The following is an 18,813-nucleotide window of genomic DNA, read 5'->3' on the forward strand; positions in this document are numbered from 1 at the left end:
TTATACTATCATTCATATTTATTGTGAAATAATTTCATTGCGGTTTTTAAATTGGCCTTTACAACCTGTATATAAATAACACTTTCTATTGACGGGATTACTTAATATTATGCCATTGCGTCCCATTGATGCCATTTTTGTCCATCCAAAACAACGCTTATACGTCGTGTATTATCGCGGTGAGTTGTGGCAATTGCCACGTATGAAAATCGATGACAGATCATGGCAGAACAGACGACCCTATAAGGATGATAGTAGCTCACTTTACCTGAGTATTCATCAAGCTATCAGCGATCCTCTACTTGCGCAGAAATTGAGAACGCTAGATCTACCTGTGGCGGTACGTGGTAGCACGTTGCCACGTTTTGAAGCATGGTGGGAGGCACATGGGTTTAAATGGTTAAAAGACAGACTATTAACAGGTGAATCACCACTAGCAGCGCATACTAAGACAGGCGCTATCAATAATGGCGAAACTGACTCTACTGCCCCGCTAAACAGCAAATCACCCTCAGTCGATAACAATAGCACTGGACAGCAGAGCCGTGTGCAAAATAGCGATACTAAAAAAGCACGCAAACAAGATGATAACTTGCAAGCAAAGGATGTGTTTGCTGATATGCTGGCAGACTTGGTAGAGGAAGTGTTGCATAAATAGCTTTATATTTAGCAGAAAATCACTCACTATATGCCATTTGAAGATTTAATTAAATCCACCAAAACAAGAACGATAATATATGAAAGACTACAAGCTGCTATTGGCTGGCCTGCTTTTGCTGCTGCTGATTATACTTATCGCTGTCTTTACTTGGCTGTGGAGTAGCAACCGTAAAAACATAGACCCGCTGCCCATTATGGCAAGCGAGAATGAGCCAATGACTGAGACAACTGAAGACGATGCTAAGGCTGCCAGCGATAGCACTTTATATGTGCAAGTAGAGGACAGTTTGCAAACCCCACTAGACCATGTTATCGCTCGCTTTAAAACCCGCTATCCGCATGTGCAGGTGTTGGCAAGCTATGTACCTTCGACAGCGCTTTTGACTTTGCCAGAGGGCGATACTAATGGCACGTCTGTTATCAACAATACCGATATAATTATTGCTGATGATGGCTTGTCAGCCGAGCGACTGTCACCCTTACAAACCCAGATCGACGTCGAGCAAGGTAAGCACAACCAGCGCAAAGCTAAGACTGATAGTACCGCTAAAGATAACTCTGATAGTGTGAAAGCAAATAAAATTGCAGTAACGGATAATACTGAAGCACGTCGCCTGAATTCTTTCAGCTATGCGTTAAAAGACGAGCATGCGCTTGATGGCGTTATTTTGACACACAACCCTACAGCGATCGGCTTTCGTAACTTTTTACTTTCGAGTGTAGGGCAAGACATATTGAAGAAGTATGATTATGAAAACATCAGTGGCTACAAAAACAGTGTAAATGACTTATTTAAACCAACATCACGGGCAAAAAAAGCAACAGGCAACAACCCAGTAGATGTCTCTGATGCGCTGAGCAACAGCGAATAAATTTAAATTGTCTCTATTTGTCTTTTCTTCATTGCTTTTGTACAGGCTTTTTTTTACAATAGCACTCCATAATGCGCCTATAGCTCAACAGGATAGAGCAGTTGCCTCCTAAGCGATCGATCCGAGTTCGAGTCTTGGTGGGCGCACCATTAAAGCTACCGATAGTCCACGATAAACCACGCTAAGCCCCGATTATAAAGGGTTATAAGTCACGATAGTCACCGATAAGCCACGATAGGAAACGGTACTAATAGTTTGTAAACGATGTTTTTTACAGTATTATTAACGGTATCAAGCCAGCGCAAAAACAGGATACCGTAAAGATGCCGAAAGTCTCTAAGCCATTAACCGACAGCCAAGTCAAACAAGCCAAGCCATTAGATAAGGCTTATAAGCTGACCGATGGTGCTGGCTTGTACCTTTATGTTAGCACCACTGGCGTTAAGTCATGGCGTATCGACTACGCTAAACCAGTTACCAAAAAGCGTGCCACCCTCACCATTGGCACTTATCCTGAAGTAAGTTTGGCGCAAGCTCGCACATTTCGAGCTGAGGTGAAAGCCAACCTTGCAATAGGTGTTGATCCCGCTGACAAACGTAAAGCTGATGAGCGCGAAGCATTACTACAGTCAAACAATACCTTTGCGGCTATTGGTGCGGAGTACATGAGCCGCAAGACGCATATAGCCCCCTCTACTACCACAAACAACAATAGGCAGCTTAAACGCCTAAATAAGTACATTGGCGATATACCCATTACCGATATCAAGCCAATGGATGTGCTGGAGGCTTGCAGGTCAGCGGAAGCGCAAGGCTATCTTGAGACTGCGGTGAAGATGCGAACGATGGCGGGGCAGGTTTTTAGATATGGCGTACAGACTGGACGATGTGAGCGCGATATTACACAAGACTTATTGGGCGCATTAAAAACACCAGTAGTTGAACATCATGCTACTATACTCGATACTACTGAGCTTGGTCGCTTACTAAATGATATTGATGACTACCAAGGATCATTCGAGGTTAGGACTGCCTTAAAGCTTATCCCTATGCTGTTTGTACGTGCTGGCGAGCTGCGTTACGCTCTCTGGACTGACTTCGACCTTGATACTGGTACATGGACGTTTACCCCTCGCAAGACGCAAAGGCGCACTGGCTTATCGCTTATCGTGCCACTACCCACGCAAGCTATCGAACTTATACGTGAGTTATCCCTACATGCGCGTAGCAAGTATTTATTTCCTGCGATTCATACCACTGTGCAGCCTATGAGTGAAAATACGATGAATCAGGCGCTAAAAAGGCTTGGTTACAGTGGCTCTAAGCAAACTGTGCATGGCTTTAGGGCGACAGCTCGCACACTGATTGTAGAGAAGCTAGGTTTTGATGAATCATTGGTTGAGCAGCAACTGGCTCATAGAGTGCGAGATATGCACGGTAGGGCCTATAACCGTACTGTGTTTTTAGATGAGCGTCGTATCATGATGCAAGCGTGGGCAGACTACCTTGATAATCTAAAAGCAACTACCGAGGATTCCTAATTAGTTCGGTTACAATGTAAGTCTCTCTCATTCTTTCTCTCAAAACTCTCTCACTTCTCTCAAATTTTGCGTTCATTTATCGTGAACGCAAATAAAAAAGCCGCTAAAGATATTTAACGGCCTTTTTTTGTTAGTGATAAATCAATAACTGTTAGTAGGTCAGTGTGCTATCCGCTACGCTGGCTCGCTCTTCCATATCGCTATCATATAGCACGTAGTCACGCTTGCGATCATCAAGCGTCCAAGTATTGTTATTAACCGGCTTAGTCTTACTCATATCAAGATAGAATAAATCAGCCGCCACTATTGTCTCAGCGTCACTACTACCGCAATACTTGCCAGCCATATCGCTGTCTGTCTCATCGCCCACATTGTAATCCATACGGCGTAGCACGTCTTTTAGTGCCCACCAATAAGGACCATAAACGCGGTATCGCTGTATATTGCTCTTTAGGCGATCAAAGATCACGCCAGCGGCAAACTCAGTAAAGCTAGCATCTGGCTTGCTGCTTGCCAGCGCTGTTTTAGCCACTTCTGTTCTACCTGCTAGATCATCTTTATCAAATAAATAATTCATAAATATTCCTTATATTTTAGTTTGCATGGTGAGTTCGTCTGCTAGGGCCGGTCTATCTTCTATCATTTTCTGCCATGCTACAAAACTTGTTACCCATACGCTATTGGAACCATTCCAGTATGCTTTTTGTTTAGTACCTCTAATCACTACGCCGTGTGAGTTAGCATAAGCCTTTATGGTTTTCTTATTAGCCATCGTCTCACCGCCAATATAGACTATCGTGGCTGGTGAGATATCGCCCTCACTTTCACTTTCACTTTCACTTTCACTATCTACAGCCTTGCTATTGTTCAATATAAACGCTCTTAATGTAAAGTCGACTTTCATATTGGCCTTGAGTGCGGTAATACTACCACCTTCAAAAGCCTCAAAATACGCCTTCGCCTTTTCTTTATCTACCGTGCTTTTTAGGTCATCAAAGCGTCCAAACTCATTGATATTATGCTCAGTCGCCCCGCTATCTAAAATCGCTTGCAGTTTTGATCCATCTAAACCTAGATTTTCTGAAAACTGTTCAACGCTATCACCATTTTTTGCCGCATTGCTTACTGCATTGCTGATAACAGCTTTTTTTAACGCTTCAGCGAAATGCTCGATCACATCAAACGATCTGATATAACTAGGTGAGGCTTCTTTATAAGCGGTATTAATCAACGCAAGCTTAATATCGTCGCTAAGCCCTTTATCAATATACTTACCATCATACAAATGGTTATCGAAAACATCTATAGCAATCTTATTAAAGCTTGCCGGATCAGTATCAGCCGTTATTGATTCTTTAGCGGCTTTTACAGCGTCAAAAGTAGCGGCGCCATTTTCTTTTAGTAAGCTATAGAGAATACGATCATTATCAACAACAACTTTATCGCTCGCTGTAATCTTGGCCCCGCTATTTTTGATGAGATCAGTAACGGCGTTGAAGTAATCCGTCTGTCCGGGGTAGTAGTGTTTGCGCTTAACAGTAACATCGTCTTTAGTGATAAAGGTCCCGTTATCAATATTAACCTCAAAGCCTTGTTTTTCGTACTGGGCCAACATAGCTTTAGCAAACGGCGTGCCAGCGTTTAAAGCAAACAAAGGAAGCATGATAGCCAAAGGGCTGTTATCAATGCTGGCATGACTGCCTTCAAAGTCTGCACTCATATTCCAGATAGGCTTAATGCTGTCGTCGCGGTATTCTGCGACCTCTGGCAACATATCGCTATACTTGACCGATATCGGCTTTAAAGCGCCTTGTAGGTGCAAATCATCTTCAAAGGCGGCTATTTGCTTGATCGCACTTAAGTAGCGACTACTATTAGGGTTAATCACCATGTCCGCTTCGATAAACATAGTAATGGATGGTGTGCTATCTGATACAGAATAAACACCGCTACTACCGCTAAAACGATCCTTGCCAATCTTACTTAGTACAAGTTTTCCGTCATTCATGCGAGCGACATAGATATCATCAGGTCTATCGCCAGATTGCGGTTTAATAACGATTGATCCCGCCTGAATATAAACACCGCTAACAATGACCGCCTCTTTTTTAGCGATCCGCTCGCCAGCATCAGCGGGCAAGCTAATACCATCAATCCCCGTCTCTTCAGCAATATAATTAGCAGCAATAACAGACTGGTTGATAAGTCCTTCAGCGGTTTCTTTGACTTCATCATAAGCCGCTTGGTAGATACTGCCCTCGTTGATAACAAGTTTGTCGTTACTGTGATTATAAGAGCTACCTAAAATCTGCATATTAGAAAATTTCTTGGCCCATTCATCGGTTTTACTTGGTGGGTACTCAGTAGTATCATTCATTATACTGTCATAGATAGCGTTAGCCGTGGTACTAGGACTAATAATGCCGCCGACGGGCACATACTTGTGTGTCTTATCCCAATCCTCGGCCTTCTCGTAGGGCTGCACACCCACTGAGTCTAGGATATCGCTTAACTGGTCAAGCGCGATCTGTTTTGAGTTCTCATAAAGCAGCTCATTCTTTTTGCGAGTATCAGCTTTAGCGGTCGATTTCTGATTTTTGGTAAGTAGCGTTCTATTGTCACGGATAAGACTGACTACATTGATGACGGCCTGCTCATAGAATTTATCAATAGTAAGATCAGCCATCATGCTAGCCTGCTCACGCACTACGTCCATATTGATACCTTGGCGCTTAACTGCGGCGTTATATCTGACCTCCTTCTCTTTAGCGTCCTTAGTGGCCTGATACTCGCGCATGGCCTCCTTGTTACCCATTGTAGCGATAAGTGCGTCTTGCTCGGTACGTGAGATACTACCAGTCACTTCAATAGTATTTTTGCCATCGTCTTTTAATACACTGCTGATCCACTCATCTTTTTTATCGATCATCGTGCGCTTAAATTCATCAAATGTGCCATCAGCATCATAATGATAGATAGCAACCTTTTGCGTCTTGTTACCTTGACGCGCCCCGCGACCGTTACGCTGCTCTAAACTATCGGGCGTCCAACCAGTCGTTAAATGGTGGATTGCTTGCGTGCCACGCTGCAAGTTAATACCAACCTCAGCTTTTTTATTGGCAATGATAACCTGGTACTGATTGTCGTCACTCTCAGCATTAAAGCCATCTTGAATATCTATCATTTCATCCGGCTCATTGTTGATCTGCCCGGTAATGATCGCAATCTTACTGGCTGGCACGCCTGCGCGCTTAGCAACCAATTTTTTAATCTTGTTATGCAAAAATAGATGATCGCAAAAGATAATCTGCTTAACGATAGTGCTGGTTGTACCGTCTGAATTGGCACCGCGCGGCTCTGCCTGCTCAGTCTTAAAGTTCTCAAGCATGGCCGCGATTTTTGCGGAGGTGGTCACATCAAGATTAAGCTTATCTTTATCTGCAATATCTTCAAATCTTGATTGCGTTTTACCGTTTAGGGTATCGACGACAATACGCTGGCGGCCATCATGTAACACTATTTTAGCCTCAACCGTAATCTTATACTCTTTGAAAACCTTTGTATCACCGTCTTTAGTGTAGACCGATTTAGCATTTTCCTCGTCAGTGTAAGGGCTTAAGCGTTTACGGCTGTCTGAGTACGCTTTTTTATTAAACTTATCAATAACCGACTGTGCGAGCTTTTCTTGCGACTTCTCGAAGTCGTAGAAGGTTGCCATTTCGCTAAACTCGCTGTCTGCAATCATGACATCCATTTTGCGAATGAGGTTAAACGGGTGAGCCATAAGCTCAACATCCTCGCCATACTTTTTCTGAATAATACTAAACGGGCTATTAGGGTTAAAAGGGCTTTGCGGATGATTGATGTCTGCAAGCTCGTTATCCAGCTTATCTTTCTCAAGCTGTTTAGCGACGGTATAAGCATCTTGGAACATACGAAGCTGATCCATTACGTCTTTACCTAAATTAACCTCGGTAGAGACCTCTTCACGATCTGGGATAACCACCGACATACCGACATCTTGCGCGTCTTTGATAACCGCATTTGATCCAATGACAGTACGCAAGATATTAGCGTTACGAATACCGGTAAAGACGTTTTGTGAGCGTTCGCCGCCATCAATAGTGGGCATCACCTCTTCTTGGATTTGGCACATGATCTGAATGAAGTCATCAGCACCATTGATGCCGCCACACATTTTATTAATCGTATTACGGCCACTTGCCAGCGATAACATAGAGTAAATCTCAAGCGGACTATTGGTAATAGGCGTCGCTGTGAGTAGCTGCACACCATCGTTATTAGGCGTGCTGCCACGTACATACCAAAGCTTGGCTTGTGCATCCTCACCACGCGCTGATTGACCAGGCTGTGACAAGTATTTAATGCGATCATCAGTATTAGGCGCAGTGATAGAGTTTTTAAAGGCGTGGGCCTCATCGATCACCACGCTATCAACGCGCATATCTTCCAAAAATGGCGCGTTACTGTTCATGGTTAGGCGCTCGATAAGATCAGCGGTTAAACCGTTAACTTTCTCATCGTCTTTTTGCAACTCTTTTTCTGAAAAGGCGGTATCGTTTTGTTTGATGTAGTCCGCATAATCGCCTAGTGTGCTGTCTTTTAAGCGAATGCGCTTGAACGCCTCAAACGTCATGAATATTTTGCGGTACTTGCCATCGATAGCGCTTAGTAAGTCCTCGTCATATTTGTTTGACATGACACGGAATTTTTCGCCGTCCTCACGTAAGCCCACAAAAATACAATCTTCGGTATTTTGGTAGGCGAAGTTAGCTTCTTTGCGCCAGTTGGACAGTACGCTATTAGGGACTACAAAAATGGTTTTCTTTTTAACGCCGATATTATGCACATGCTGCACGCTGGCAAGTGAGGTAAATGTTTTACCAAGTCCAACACCGAAGCCGTTAATACCACCAAAGAAGCGACCTTGTTTGCGTACCTCAGCGTTTTGATAGCCGTGCAAGCTTAATGCTGGATTCATGCCAGCAATATCAATCGGCGTCTCATCTGCATTTTGAGTAAAGTATAAATTATCCTCATTGGTCATCATGGCCTCAAGACCTGACATGATGTTTTTGTTGGCTTTGACCCACGAATTAAACTTGATGTTAGCGGTATTGATCTGCTCCGTCATCCAGTTTAGGGCCTCACGTTGGCTCATAGTCTCAAGCTTAACGCTGCCTAGCGTGACGGTTCCTTTGCCAAGCCAGTCACCGATACGGTTATACAGCTTGTCCTTGTCTTTTTTCTCAAGGCTGTCTTTGGTGCTACTGCCTTTAATATCGATGTCTGCAATACCTCGACCTTGTGCGTTATAAGCGACAAAAGCGTCTTTATGGACCGTTTGCTTTAAAAACCTCACCTTGTCTTCAGCACTAATAAGAGGAGTGCGAAGATCAAGCTCAAGGCGCTTCACATCGATACGCGCCACGCTGTCACGAGCAATGGATTTTTGCTTAATAAGCTTGGCTTTAATCTGCTCATCATCAGCAAGTGCAATCTGTTTATCGATATCTTTTAAGCGGTCCGATAAACTACCGACTAAGAAGTCATTAGCGGCGATAATCTGGCTGCCATCATGATTGGTAAACCAGTCATCGTTATTGATAGGATCAGCGGTAGGATCAATCTGTTTTAGCTGCTCAGGCGTGACATGAAGGCTTTTATTTTCGTACTGAATACGTGCAATAACGCTTTGATAACTCTTAGCGGCACCATTATCGACGATCTCGCTATTAATGTTACCAAGCCAAGCATCGTTATATTGACCGTTGGCATAATACAGTGCCACGAGTTTATGATCTTGCTTGGCATCGCCTGACAGCTTAGTATTTTTGCCATCTAAAAAGGCGTATTTCATAAAGTCCGTGATTTCAGGCTCGCCGCTTTTAAAGTCGTAACCATAATCACGTTCAGCAATAGCATCTTGAATAGCTTGCGCGCACAATACACAATTCCATGCAGCCGCACGATCAGCAACCGCACTCTTTGAGGCGCGATCCAACATTGCTAGAGCGCCGCTAGGGATTAATCCTGCTTGACCAGTTTTTTGGCTATACTCAAAAGTGGCGCTTATCTGCTCATAGGTCACGCGAGCCATAACCATGTCAATAGCACCGCCCATGTTGGCAAGTTGCTGTTGTATCTCAAGCTCAGTGCTAGTGACTTCTTTTTCTATCGCCTGCCAGCGCCCATCTTGATATTCTAATTGCTTGCCGTCTTGGAATATGACATCGCCGTTTTTGTAATCAACAATTTCAACGCCTGCCGCACCTAACATATCCCAATCGATACGGCTGTCACCAAACTTCTTAAGCATTTTTGATACTTTAGGGTTTTTCTTATTCTCCTTAACGGTATCAATCTCTTTGCCCCACTGATTTATGGCTTTAGTTTCGTCACCTAAGATGAATTTTTTATGTTCGGTTTTTTTGAAGTAATCACCGCTTAGGTAGTCATCCCAAAATACTTTTGATTGAGCAAGGGTGTCAATACCGCCGCTATTGTATAGGTCCATTATCTGATCTGTGGCGTCGCTACTATGTTTGCGATAGATGACAATATCAGTCACAACATTAGCGCCTGTTTGATCAAAAACCTCTGTTGGCATACGATACGCCCCCAGGAAGTCAGCTTTTAGGCTGGTGAGCTTGCGTAGTTTTTTCTTATCATTCGCATATCCCGATATGACTGAGGTAGGCGCGATAAATACCGCCAATCCGCCGTGCTTTAGCTTCTCAAGCGATCTTAAGATAAAGTAGTTCTCAAGCGTCTCGCTTTTATAGCAATCATCCTTGCCAGCATTGGCACCGCGCACCTTATTGCCACCAAAAGGTACGTTGGTAATAACCATATCAAGGCTATTATTCGCCATGATTTTGGCTTGCGCCTCAAAAGGAGAGACAATCGTTTTACTACGTTCGCCATCATTCAATAATTGAGCAATAGCGCCTGATGTTTCATCAAGCTCGATACTGTCAATAACGGCGCTTTCTGGGCTAGTTGCCGCAAACACACCGGTCCCCGCACTTGGATCAAGCACTTTACCGCCACTAAAACCCATCTCGCTTGCTAGGTCCCACAAGGCGCTAGCAACATCTAGCGGCGTATAATACTCGTATTGGCTGCCACGAAGTCGTTTACCCTTCTCATCGGCTTTAGCTTTTAGTCCGCCACCACTACCGGTATATTTAGCTAAGGTTTCTAGTTGCTCATCGGTTAGGTCATCACGGGTTAGCCCCTGCTCTTTAATACTTGCCAGCAACTCAATAGCGGCATCATTGGCCTTTTGACGGGCGGCTTGCTTGTCTGGAATAGCGACAGTAGATCGATCAACTATCTTTTTGGTAGTAGCGTCTTTACTGGTAGGCGCTGTGCTATCTAGTGGCTTGGTTTTGGCGAACGCACCAAGCTCTCTTAGTGCAGTGGTCAGCTCTTTTCCAGCACTTACACGGCTCTTGATATCATTAGCCACTTTAAAGCTGGCAAGCGCGGTCTGCAGTCGTTTTAATCTAGCAAGTTTCTCGTTCATAATTAATGGCCTGGTTGGTGTTATCGTCCTCTTATTATGAGGGGTGATAGCGCGCCAGCTTTTAGCGTGTTCCACAAGCTTGCAATAAAAAGCCCCACCATCTAGGCGGGGTTTACTGAGTAGAGGCAATATCTCTCAATATGACTAGCTAGCCAGCATCCAGTCTGTAGCAAGTGCATCTGACTGACTGATAGTCCAAGGCACAACTTCACCGCTAGCAGATTTCAAGGCGATATAAGCGCTGTACGGCACCATATCATTAGGATAGTCGCCCACTAAAACGCCTTTAGCGTTACGCTGCGCTGGATAGCTAGCGGCTGGCACGATGTAAATAAACATGCCTTTGCCGTTCCAGCCTTCACGTTGCATACGCTCGCCCAACTCCATCAAGTGTAAGGATGTGCCAAAGTCAACGTGGTCGCCTTCTTTTATCGGATGCGGCTCATCAATATCTTCACCCGCCTTCTCGTATGACCAAGAGACACTATCAAAATACTCGTCATCGGGCGATACCACCTCGCAACAATCGCATAACGAACCACCGCTTGCCAACGTCGCAACTTCATCTTCGGTCAATTCTTGGTCGGGGTCTTGGGGTGCGGTGCATTTAACTGGTAAGTCGCCTGCCTGATTTTCAAGCCACTCAGTGCGACCATGTAAGTGTGCATCTAGCAAGTAGCCCTCAAGCTCCCATAGCTTTTTAATGGCGTTTTCGAGCGCGTATGTCTCGCCAAGCTCTTTTTTAAAGTTTTTCGCGTCAACACAAGACGCCTCACCAGTGACTTTAAACTTATTCGGCAAGGTGATAACAGCTACAGTAAGTTTGTTATCAAATACTGCGTACTCAACTTTGCTTCTAGCAACCAAGTCGTCTAACTGCTCTTTGGTTACTGTGTTCGGTAGGTCTGTCATGGTTAATCCTTTTTTATTGGTTTGTTTTAGGCTGCAAGCATATTGGTTTTAACGTCTTTAAACTGCATAGCGGTCATAATGGTTTTAGCATACCCAGCAATCAAATGGCGCTTATCACGACCATTGATAACATAGCGCGCCTGCACAAACTCATCAAAGGTGCCAAACGTAATGTAATGCGGAATACTCTTACCCGTAAACAGCCCTTGCATTGATCCAGTTACCAGTATGTCGGCTGAAATATCAGGATCGAGCGCAAGATCGGGGTTGTTAGTAAGATCCACGCCTAGAATTAGCCCTAACTTAATGTAGTTATCTAACCAAGTCAACTGGCAATCCCCGCGCCCAAAATACAAATGCGGGTAATCAGACTTTAAGTAAGCAGGGCGTAAAATATGACCGTTACGAATGCCATAGATAACGCCTTTGCTGTTTTTAAACCATTGACCATAACGCTTTTTAATGCCCTTGCCGTACTCGTTGATAGGAGTCATGGTTGTGGCGCTTTCATGCCATACAGTCGCTAGAATATAGGCGGCGTGCTGCGGCGATAGATTGGCGCGATTGCAAGCCGCCATAATACGGTTAAAGCCATCTACTTGAGATTGACTAAAAGAGTTTACTAGCTTGCGTCTTAGGTAAGCCCAGTTAAAATCAAGCTGTCTGCCTTGCGCTAGGTAGGCTCGTTGCGAGTCACCGCCCCACCAACCATCAGCAAGTACGCCTAATTCCTTTTGCATTTCAATAACTGCCATGATTACACCTCTTTTCATTTAATTGGTTTGCGTAGGCCGTGCGCTCTTTTGCATCGATTGATGATTAGTTTTTTAAAATGCCAGATATTTAAAATCAAAACGATTGTTCGAGCTGCTGTGGTAGACCATGACGGCTCAAAACTACTGCTTGGCAGTGACGCGGCGACTAGGAATATCCATACAATAATCCAGCAACCTAGCTGACCAAGTATTTCTTTTGAGGTTGTATTAAATCGATCTGACAATAAAAAACAGGTGCATATAATGAGGCCAGTAAAAGCCAATAATGTGTTGATGATAGGTATCACTTATCACCCCCTGAGAATCTATTGATCCATTTTAATATAAAGTTTTTGACAATAGACTGAACACCCACCTTGAGATCATCGTCTGCTGATAGCTCTAGTATCATGCGTAAAAATATCGTACCAAGTAGTCCACCAAAAAAAGCGGTTAGCATCATAATGACGACGGTTGGCTTATCATTGATTGCTGGCAGTATGACGAAGGAGATGATAAATCCGACGACTATCGCTAACAGCAAGTTACCCCAAAATGTGCCTTGCTTCTTCATATAATCGTTGGTCATTGCAAGCCCTGCGCCCACAAAAACCAGTAAAACTGTGGCTACTAAAAAGTACCAATACGGCAAGCTTAGATATAAAAAGGTGTGAGGCTCATTAAGTTGCACCATCACACTGACTGCGCTAATAACCGTGCCGCTACCTGACAATGCCAGTAGCTTGGTTGTCTGCACAGCCGAATAGTATTTGTCTGGCATTGTCTGTCCTAATTAAATTAATGATTAAATATAACTACTGTTGTAATTTGACGGCATCATCTACGGCTCTGATTGGTTTTAATAATGGCATCAAGCCGACTAATAACAGCGATTTTATGTAGATTCTCACTTTCTAGTCGCTTAGATACCAAGTCAAAGCTTGATGATGTTTTGTACATCGCTACAAAAGATAGTCCTATTTTAAGCGCTTCTGGCAAGCTCATATTGCCGTGTTCCATCATCACAAATGCGTCATCAAGCAATGCACTCTGCAATAACTCGGGCGATCCCTTGTAGGCCGTCAAGGGTGAGAAATCGTGACGGCTCGTTACCGTCACCTCCTTGACTGATAACGGTTAAACCTTTATTTTCACAACCCAACACCAAGAAGTGAGATAGCGCATCAACGCCTATACTATAAGCATCATGTAGGATATTAAAGTTACCATTAGCGCCCAACTCATCGATAATCTCGCTACGCTTTTGTATGACTTCGTTGATCTCGTTATCGCTCATGCCAGCGTCAATAACATCCCATTTCAAGCCATCGCTGTCACCACCTACTACTGATGAGAGATCACCGCTAAGCTGGCACGCCATCTGTCCTTTAATCCAGTCATAAACGTTCTCGCAAATACCCTCAAGCACGACGACATGAGCGCCCAGTAAGTGATTAATATACATATCGCCTACTTGGTGACGCTGTGGCACGTCAGCTTGTACCGTGGGGATGGTGTAGCTATCAATATCATTGACATCACTATGCTGGCTTTGCGATATGGCTTGATGGCTGAGCAAAATAAAGTAGCGCTCTTGTGCGGTCAACTTACCAGCCAAGCTAGGATCACCGGTTAGGTGCGAGATCATGGCGCTTAATCGTTTTTCGTTGAACGCCACTGGTATTTTGGCGATATCCATTGCTTGGCCTATCTGAAGGTCAGGCAGTAATACGCTAGTGTCTAAAAGCTGTGCATCTAAAGTAGTTTCCATATCTATCCTTTTGGGTTAACGACCCATATCTATAATATTTTGTTGGTCCCATGCAGTTAGGGATAAGAAGGTGACTTGTACTTTGACAGCAATACGATTACCGTCTTTGGTCATTGGCGCGGTAATAGGTGCTGACACGCTCTCAATCACCAGTGGCTTATAGGTTTTACCGCCGTATTGTAGTTGCACCATTGGCGGTATCTCTGACGGGAACATGGCTGACAATCCTTCATCAAGCGCACCGACAATCAATGATGTGTTTGATAAGCTCTTAGCGGACGCCCAGCGCTGTAACTGACTTACGGCGGCTTCTACTTCGGTTGCCGCGTCGCTCCATGCTTGAAAGACAAGGCTACCGGTGATACGTACTGAGTTTGATGAGGTGAAAATTTGGCGGCTATTGAGCTTGGTAAAGTTGGATTTACCCATCAGGCCCTCTAGTTCAGCTTGGCCTTTTTCAACAATGCCTTTGGCCCCAATGAAGCTAGCAGTCGCATCAGCCACATCAGCGACTACGCCGCCGCCAGCAGCAGCAAATATACTGTAACCAGCCGCCGCCGCTTGCCCTGACTGAATCATACCCATCAAGTTAGGCAGACGCCCTTCAGGGTTCGATGACTCAAAAGGCGTACTGTACTGTGACTCAATGGTAAATTCAGCATCTTCAAAGATGGATTCAACGGTTGGCTGACTAGCATCAACATCATAAGTCTGCGCCCCTTGCCCGCCTTCAATATTGCTCTCGATTACTGGCCGTATTTTGACAAGAAGGTTTTTGTTTAACCCCTTCTCGCCCCAAGTGCTACCAATAGTGTTGCTATTGGTAGTCTTGTTTTTATTGGTGGCTGGCGCATTTGGCATTAGTTACCTGCCATGTCAGACATTGCTTGCATGGCGATAGCGATCAGCTTGTTTTGATAGACCTCGCTTGCGGCCTCAAGTTTGGCGGTCAGATCGCTATTACCTTTAGCTTCGTCTGCAATGCTTGCCAGCGCATCAATATCAAAAATCTCTGGATCAAAGTCGCTTGCGTTGATCTCAGCGACTATACCGTCAACTTTAGCGGCTAGGTTAGCTGTATTGAAGTCGTCAAGCGGGGTGTTGTTTGTGACCGGCTCAACTGGCTCATCTGTTACCGTGTCATCTACTACCGTCTCGTTAAACATATCAAGTGTCCCTATAGTGTCGGTATTATCATTAACCTGGTTGTTGGCGTGTGCGATGACATCAGCGAGTGATAACGGCTCAGGTTCACCGAACATATCTAGTGTTTGACGGCTTACGCTGTCCTGCTCGATGTAGCTTGCCATTGCGTTAAAGTAGTCGGTCATTTTCTTAGCGCTGCGAGCATTAGCGGCTAGGAATACCGCAAGTTCAGCGGTGGCATCGTCCACTTGCTCAAAAAGACCTTGCTGCAGTACGTATTCTTTAATGTCCTGGTTGCTAAGCTTGGCATTCATAATCATGTTGGTGGCATCAACAATGGCGTTTTTAACCTCGTCGCTTAGCGACTGCTCGACACTATCAACCACTTTTTCAGCCAAGTCCTGCGCGTCACTACGGTTGACCGCTTGTGCTGCTACAAACTTAGGCGCGGCCATTGTTAGCGCGTTTAGGGTGTTTTGTAGCTCAGGCTTGGTTTGATCTGCCATCATTTCAAGCAAGCGGTCATCGTCATAAGCTTTGCTAAATAACGCGCCCTTAATACGCGCCACTAGCGCTTGAGTTGGATTGCCGTTACTGTCGGTATATTGCGCCGCTTCGGTTGCGCCTAGGCTGGCTAGAAACGATTTTACAAAGCTGCGGTTACTGGCGGCTAAGATGTCGCCTGACTCGCTAGGATCGAATAGCTCTAACATGCCAGCATTAACACGCTTAGCATCTGATTTGGCGCGTTCTGAGGCGGTAAAGCTTAGCTTGTCGTCTTGGTTCGCTTCTACTGCAAACTCGCTACGGTTCACTTGCGTGGTACGCATACGCACAAGAATAGGCTGCTTATAGCTCTCTACTTGCTTAGCGGTCATACCGAACATATCAGCGTTCTCAGCAAGCCATTCTCTGTACTCGCTAGCATCACCATTGGCGTAGGCCATCTTGATCGCAATAGTGCGACCGTTGCCGCTTTCTACCACTAGGTCATCACCAACGATAGGCGCACCGGTATCAACGCGACCAGTACGACCTAAGCTTTCAGGATCAAGTTCTTTTGAGGTTTTTTGTACCCATGCGATAGAAGACTCGCGGGCACGGTCACGCGGCTGTAATTCTTGTGGGTATTTAGGGTTTTTACTACCGTTCGCGGTATGTGAAGCGATCAAGAATTTAGCGTCGACCAAAGCAAAGACGCTTTCAATCTTGGTGCCTTTGGGGGTTTTAGCCTTGTTTGATTTGCCCTTAACGATTTTTTTGTTGTTGGGTCCATCTGGCGTGTTATCAGGATCAGGCGTATTGTCCTCACCTAGTAACGCAAGGTATTTTGCGTGCATGTCTTTTGCTTGAGTGACAAACCCATTGATATCGTCAACCTCGGTCATTGCGTTATTTAGATTGCTGCCATCGCCGTTTTGAACAAAATAAACGGTTGATAGCTCACCGTGCTTCAGCTTAAACGAAAAAGCGCTATTATCGGTTTTTGTACCGTACTCGTACTCGTTATTCTCACTAGATGTAAGCGTTAAACCTAAGTCAGTGATTAGCGACTGTATTCTAGTGTCGTTAATAATCTCATCATTACTTGCGGTATCGACATCGTAACCAGCTGGTAATACGGCGGCATCCTCAGCGCCCCAGTGGATAGCGGCGGTTTTTGACTTATCAAGAATGTCATTAAAAGCGCTTTCTACACTGCTATTGGTAGCACCCGTGTAGCTAGACTCGTCATCTAAGCTCATAAATACCGTTATAGGGTATTTGCTATCGTTGACCGCAACCACCCAATCGCCTATGGCTTTGCCAGCAAGCGCCGCTTCTGCCTCATCGTTATTCTTGATAAACCCGTTAAAGCCTGCATGGGTTTTGGCGAAGTCCGTTACTGATGTTACAAGCTGGTCTTCTAATGGTTCGCTGGCTGGCGCGTCGCTATCGTTATTTTCGGCCAATTCTAGCTCACGCTCACGATAAAGACTTTTCAAGCGCTTTTTAACGCGGCCCATCTCACCGTTATTATTGGTCATCTGATAATCAGCAAAGCCAGTTCGACCAGCGTAATCAGGCTCTTTTAGGGTTGCGATTTCTTTATCGTTTAAACCCATCTTACTAAGCGCGGCGTCATCACCTTTACGCACATGCTTGTTAGCAGCACGCATCACGGCTGCAAACGCTTGCAAATAACCCAGTTTAGCTTCTAGTTTCTCGATAGCGTCCGGATCATCTGATTTGATAGCCTCACCAGACTTAGGTGCTAAGTTTCTAAGGCTTTTAAGCTCTTCCATTTGGCTTGGTCTGGCTAGTGCGATATCTGCTTCGGTATCGTTGGTAGGTTCAACAACTGGCTCGACTTCAGGTTCGATAATCGGCTCAACTTCAGGTTCGATAATCGGCTCAACTTTAGGCGCTTGCATAGCCGCATCAATCCGACTGTGCAGACCTTCGATATCTTTATCCAACTGCTCAATAGTAGAGGCTTTGGTATCAACCAGCGCTTGAGCATCTAGTAAGTCTTGCTCAAGTTTAAGCTGGCGCGCCTGAGTGCGCTTAAAGCGCGTAGAGTTCTTGGCGGCCACGCGCATGATCCGACTTGCCAGCACGGGCAACTGGACGTTATCGCCCTGCTTTGGTGACAAGGCGGCGGTCACATCACGCTTGTTTAACATCCACTTCCAGCTAATCATAATATCGCTTGGCATAAGCTTGCTTGGCGTGCTGTCAGGATTGTGGAACCAGATAGACAGTTTTTGACCGTCCGATAGATCAAAGACGAAGGCGATATTGGTCACGCCTTGGCGCTTAAACGGCTTGGTTTCAGTGACATTGGCAACTGACACCGTATCGTTACCGGCACGGCTCATGGCGTTATACAAACGGTCTTTAAGAAGTCCTAAACGGTTCTTGGTGTCCATCAAAGCATCAAAAGCTTGCTCAGGTTCAGCACCCAACATATCAAGCACGTCTGCAAGCTCAAATTCATTCACTAAGTCACTGCGAGTATCAGCGCGTGTCATATCGAGCATGAGCGTACTGTCACGACCATCATGACTTAGTAACTCATTACTATTATCAGCCCACTGCACACTATCAAAAGTAACGCGGTCTGTCTCATAGGCCAGTTCTGAGGCGGTAATGATCGGCAAGTAGCTCTTATCTTGTGAGGAGTTGTCCATAAGCTTATTGATGGCATCGATTGAAAACGTGCCAGCGTCCGACCGATTGAGGCTGTCAAACTGAATTAATCCAGTGTCAATAAGTTTGAGGCTTGATGCGCCTAGGCTTGATGCGCCTAGGCTGTCAAGCTGAGTCTGTGCGACTACGACAGCATGATCGCTATCCATAGCACCGCCTACTGCGATAGTGTTCACGTATGAGCCATGCTTATCGAAAGCGTTTAATACATGCCAGCTATCGTCATCACTACCGACTGCGCTATCAAAGCTATAACCGTCACTGCCCGTACTATTGGCTAAAATGGCTGGCAAGTTGCGCTTGTTGCCAGTAATTATGCCCGTCTCATAGCGGCTATACTGGCTAGCAGGCTGACCATTGATAGTCGTTTGATGGTGGGTGTGCGCTTTATTGAGGGTGATATATGCCATTG

The 18,813-nt window shown here is 45.0% G+C and carries 12 protein-coding genes and 1 tRNA gene; 4 read left to right on the top strand and 9 right to left on the bottom strand.

Going from position 1 to position 18,813, the window contains the following annotated elements:
* The first annotated feature begins 109 nt into the window (after nt 1–109).
* The 4 genes from ACTQ9T_RS05365 to ACTQ9T_RS05380 all read left to right on the top strand — a co-directional run bounded on the left by ACTQ9T_RS05365 (nt 110) and on the right by ACTQ9T_RS05380 (nt 3,073).
* On the top strand, nt 110–658 hold the full coding sequence (locus ACTQ9T_RS05365; protein WP_440464306.1) for a hypothetical protein: 549 nt from the start codon (nt 110–112) through the stop codon (nt 656–658).
* 79 nt (nt 659–737) lie between these two features.
* Nucleotides 738–1,532 carry a hypothetical protein gene (locus tag ACTQ9T_RS05370; protein WP_440464307.1) on the top strand — a complete coding sequence of 265 codons (795 nt, stop codon included), beginning with the start codon at nt 738–740 and terminating at the stop codon, nt 1,530–1,532.
* Nucleotides 1,533–1,605: 73 nt separating this feature from the next.
* Nucleotides 1,606–1,681: transfer RNA gene (locus ACTQ9T_RS05375), tRNA-Arg, on the top strand.
* A gap of 174 nt (nt 1,682–1,855) precedes the next feature.
* Nucleotides 1,856–3,073: a tyrosine-type recombinase/integrase gene (locus ACTQ9T_RS05380; protein ID WP_440464308.1), complete on the top strand. Its 1,218-nt coding sequence runs from the start codon at nt 1,856–1,858 to the stop codon at nt 3,071–3,073.
* Between the two features lie 151 nt (nt 3,074–3,224).
* Here ACTQ9T_RS05380 and ACTQ9T_RS05385 read toward each other — a convergent pair whose 3' ends face one another.
* The 9 genes from ACTQ9T_RS05385 to ACTQ9T_RS05425 form a co-directional block, all read right to left on the bottom strand.
* The gene (locus ACTQ9T_RS05385; RefSeq protein ID WP_440464309.1) at nt 3,225–3,650 is read right to left on the bottom strand and encodes a hypothetical protein; all 426 of its coding nucleotides are present in this window, start codon (nt 3,648–3,650) and stop codon (nt 3,225–3,227) included.
* Between the two features lie 9 nt (nt 3,651–3,659).
* Complete coding sequence (locus ACTQ9T_RS05390) at nt 3,660–10,625, bottom strand: SNF2-related protein (RefSeq protein ID WP_440464310.1); 6,966 nt, start codon at nt 10,623–10,625, stop codon at nt 3,660–3,662.
* A gap of 144 nt (nt 10,626–10,769) precedes the next feature.
* Nucleotides 10,770–11,537, bottom strand: coding sequence for a Gp49 family protein (locus ACTQ9T_RS05395; RefSeq protein WP_440464311.1), 768 nt, complete (start codon nt 11,535–11,537; stop codon nt 10,770–10,772).
* A 26-nt stretch (nt 11,538–11,563) separates the two neighbouring features.
* On the bottom strand, nt 11,564–12,292 hold the full coding sequence (locus tag ACTQ9T_RS05400) for a glycoside hydrolase family 19 protein (protein WP_440464312.1): 729 nt from the start codon (nt 12,290–12,292) through the stop codon (nt 11,564–11,566).
* 304 nt (nt 12,293–12,596) lie between these two features.
* Nucleotides 12,597–13,073: a hypothetical protein gene (locus tag ACTQ9T_RS05405; RefSeq protein WP_440464313.1), complete on the bottom strand. Its 477-nt coding sequence runs from the start codon at nt 13,071–13,073 to the stop codon at nt 12,597–12,599.
* Between the two features lie 56 nt (nt 13,074–13,129).
* Entirely contained in the window at nt 13,130–13,318 is a 189-nt protein-coding gene (locus ACTQ9T_RS05410; protein ID WP_440464314.1) for a hypothetical protein, read from the bottom strand.
* A gap of 10 nt (nt 13,319–13,328) precedes the next feature.
* Nucleotides 13,329–14,063 (bottom strand): hypothetical protein, encoded by a 735-nt coding sequence (locus tag ACTQ9T_RS05415; RefSeq protein WP_440464315.1) that lies wholly within the window; start codon nt 14,061–14,063, stop codon nt 13,329–13,331.
* 15 nt (nt 14,064–14,078) lie between these two features.
* A complete protein-coding gene (locus tag ACTQ9T_RS05420; RefSeq protein ID WP_440464316.1) occupies nt 14,079–14,924 on the bottom strand; it encodes a hypothetical protein in 846 nt (281 codons plus the stop codon).
* Complete coding sequence (locus ACTQ9T_RS05425) at nt 14,924–18,811, bottom strand: hypothetical protein (RefSeq protein ID WP_440464317.1); 3,888 nt, start codon at nt 18,809–18,811, stop codon at nt 14,924–14,926. Before ACTQ9T_RS05425 ends, ACTQ9T_RS05420 begins: the two co-directional genes overlap by 1 nt.
* Nucleotides 18,812–18,813 lie beyond the last annotated feature (2 nt).

The sequence above is a fragment of the Psychrobacter sp. ASPA161_6 genome, assembly GCF_051970285.1.
Lineage (GTDB): Bacteria > Pseudomonadota > Gammaproteobacteria > Pseudomonadales > Moraxellaceae > Psychrobacter > Psychrobacter glaciei.

Coding starts and splice junctions, on each gene's coding strand:
- ACTQ9T_RS05420 (WP_440464316.1), bottom strand. CDS start 14,924: ATGCCAAATGCGCCAGCCACCAATAAAAACAAGACTACCAATAGCAAC.
- ACTQ9T_RS05385 (WP_440464309.1), bottom strand. CDS start 3,650: ATGAATTATTTATTTGATAAAGATGATCTAGCAGGTAGAACAGAAGTG.
- ACTQ9T_RS05400 (WP_440464312.1), bottom strand. CDS start 12,292: ATGGCAGTTATTGAAATGCAAAAGGAATTAGGCGTACTTGCTGATGGT.
- ACTQ9T_RS05425 (WP_440464317.1), bottom strand. CDS start 18,811: ATGGCATATATCACCCTCAATAAAGCGCACACCCACCATCAAACGACT.
- ACTQ9T_RS05415 (WP_440464315.1), bottom strand. CDS start 14,063: ATGGAAACTACTTTAGATGCACAGCTTTTAGACACTAGCGTATTACTG.
- ACTQ9T_RS05380 (WP_440464308.1), top strand. CDS start 1,856: ATGCCGAAAGTCTCTAAGCCATTAACCGACAGCCAAGTCAAACAAGCC.
- ACTQ9T_RS05365 (WP_440464306.1), top strand. CDS start 110: ATGCCATTGCGTCCCATTGATGCCATTTTTGTCCATCCAAAACAACGC.
- ACTQ9T_RS05395 (WP_440464311.1), bottom strand. CDS start 11,537: ATGACAGACCTACCGAACACAGTAACCAAAGAGCAGTTAGACGACTTG.
- ACTQ9T_RS05405 (WP_440464313.1), bottom strand. CDS start 13,073: ATGCCAGACAAATACTATTCGGCTGTGCAGACAACCAAGCTACTGGCA.
- ACTQ9T_RS05370 (WP_440464307.1), top strand. CDS start 738: ATGAAAGACTACAAGCTGCTATTGGCTGGCCTGCTTTTGCTGCTGCTG.
- ACTQ9T_RS05390 (WP_440464310.1), bottom strand. CDS start 10,625: ATGAACGAGAAACTTGCTAGATTAAAACGACTGCAGACCGCGCTTGCC.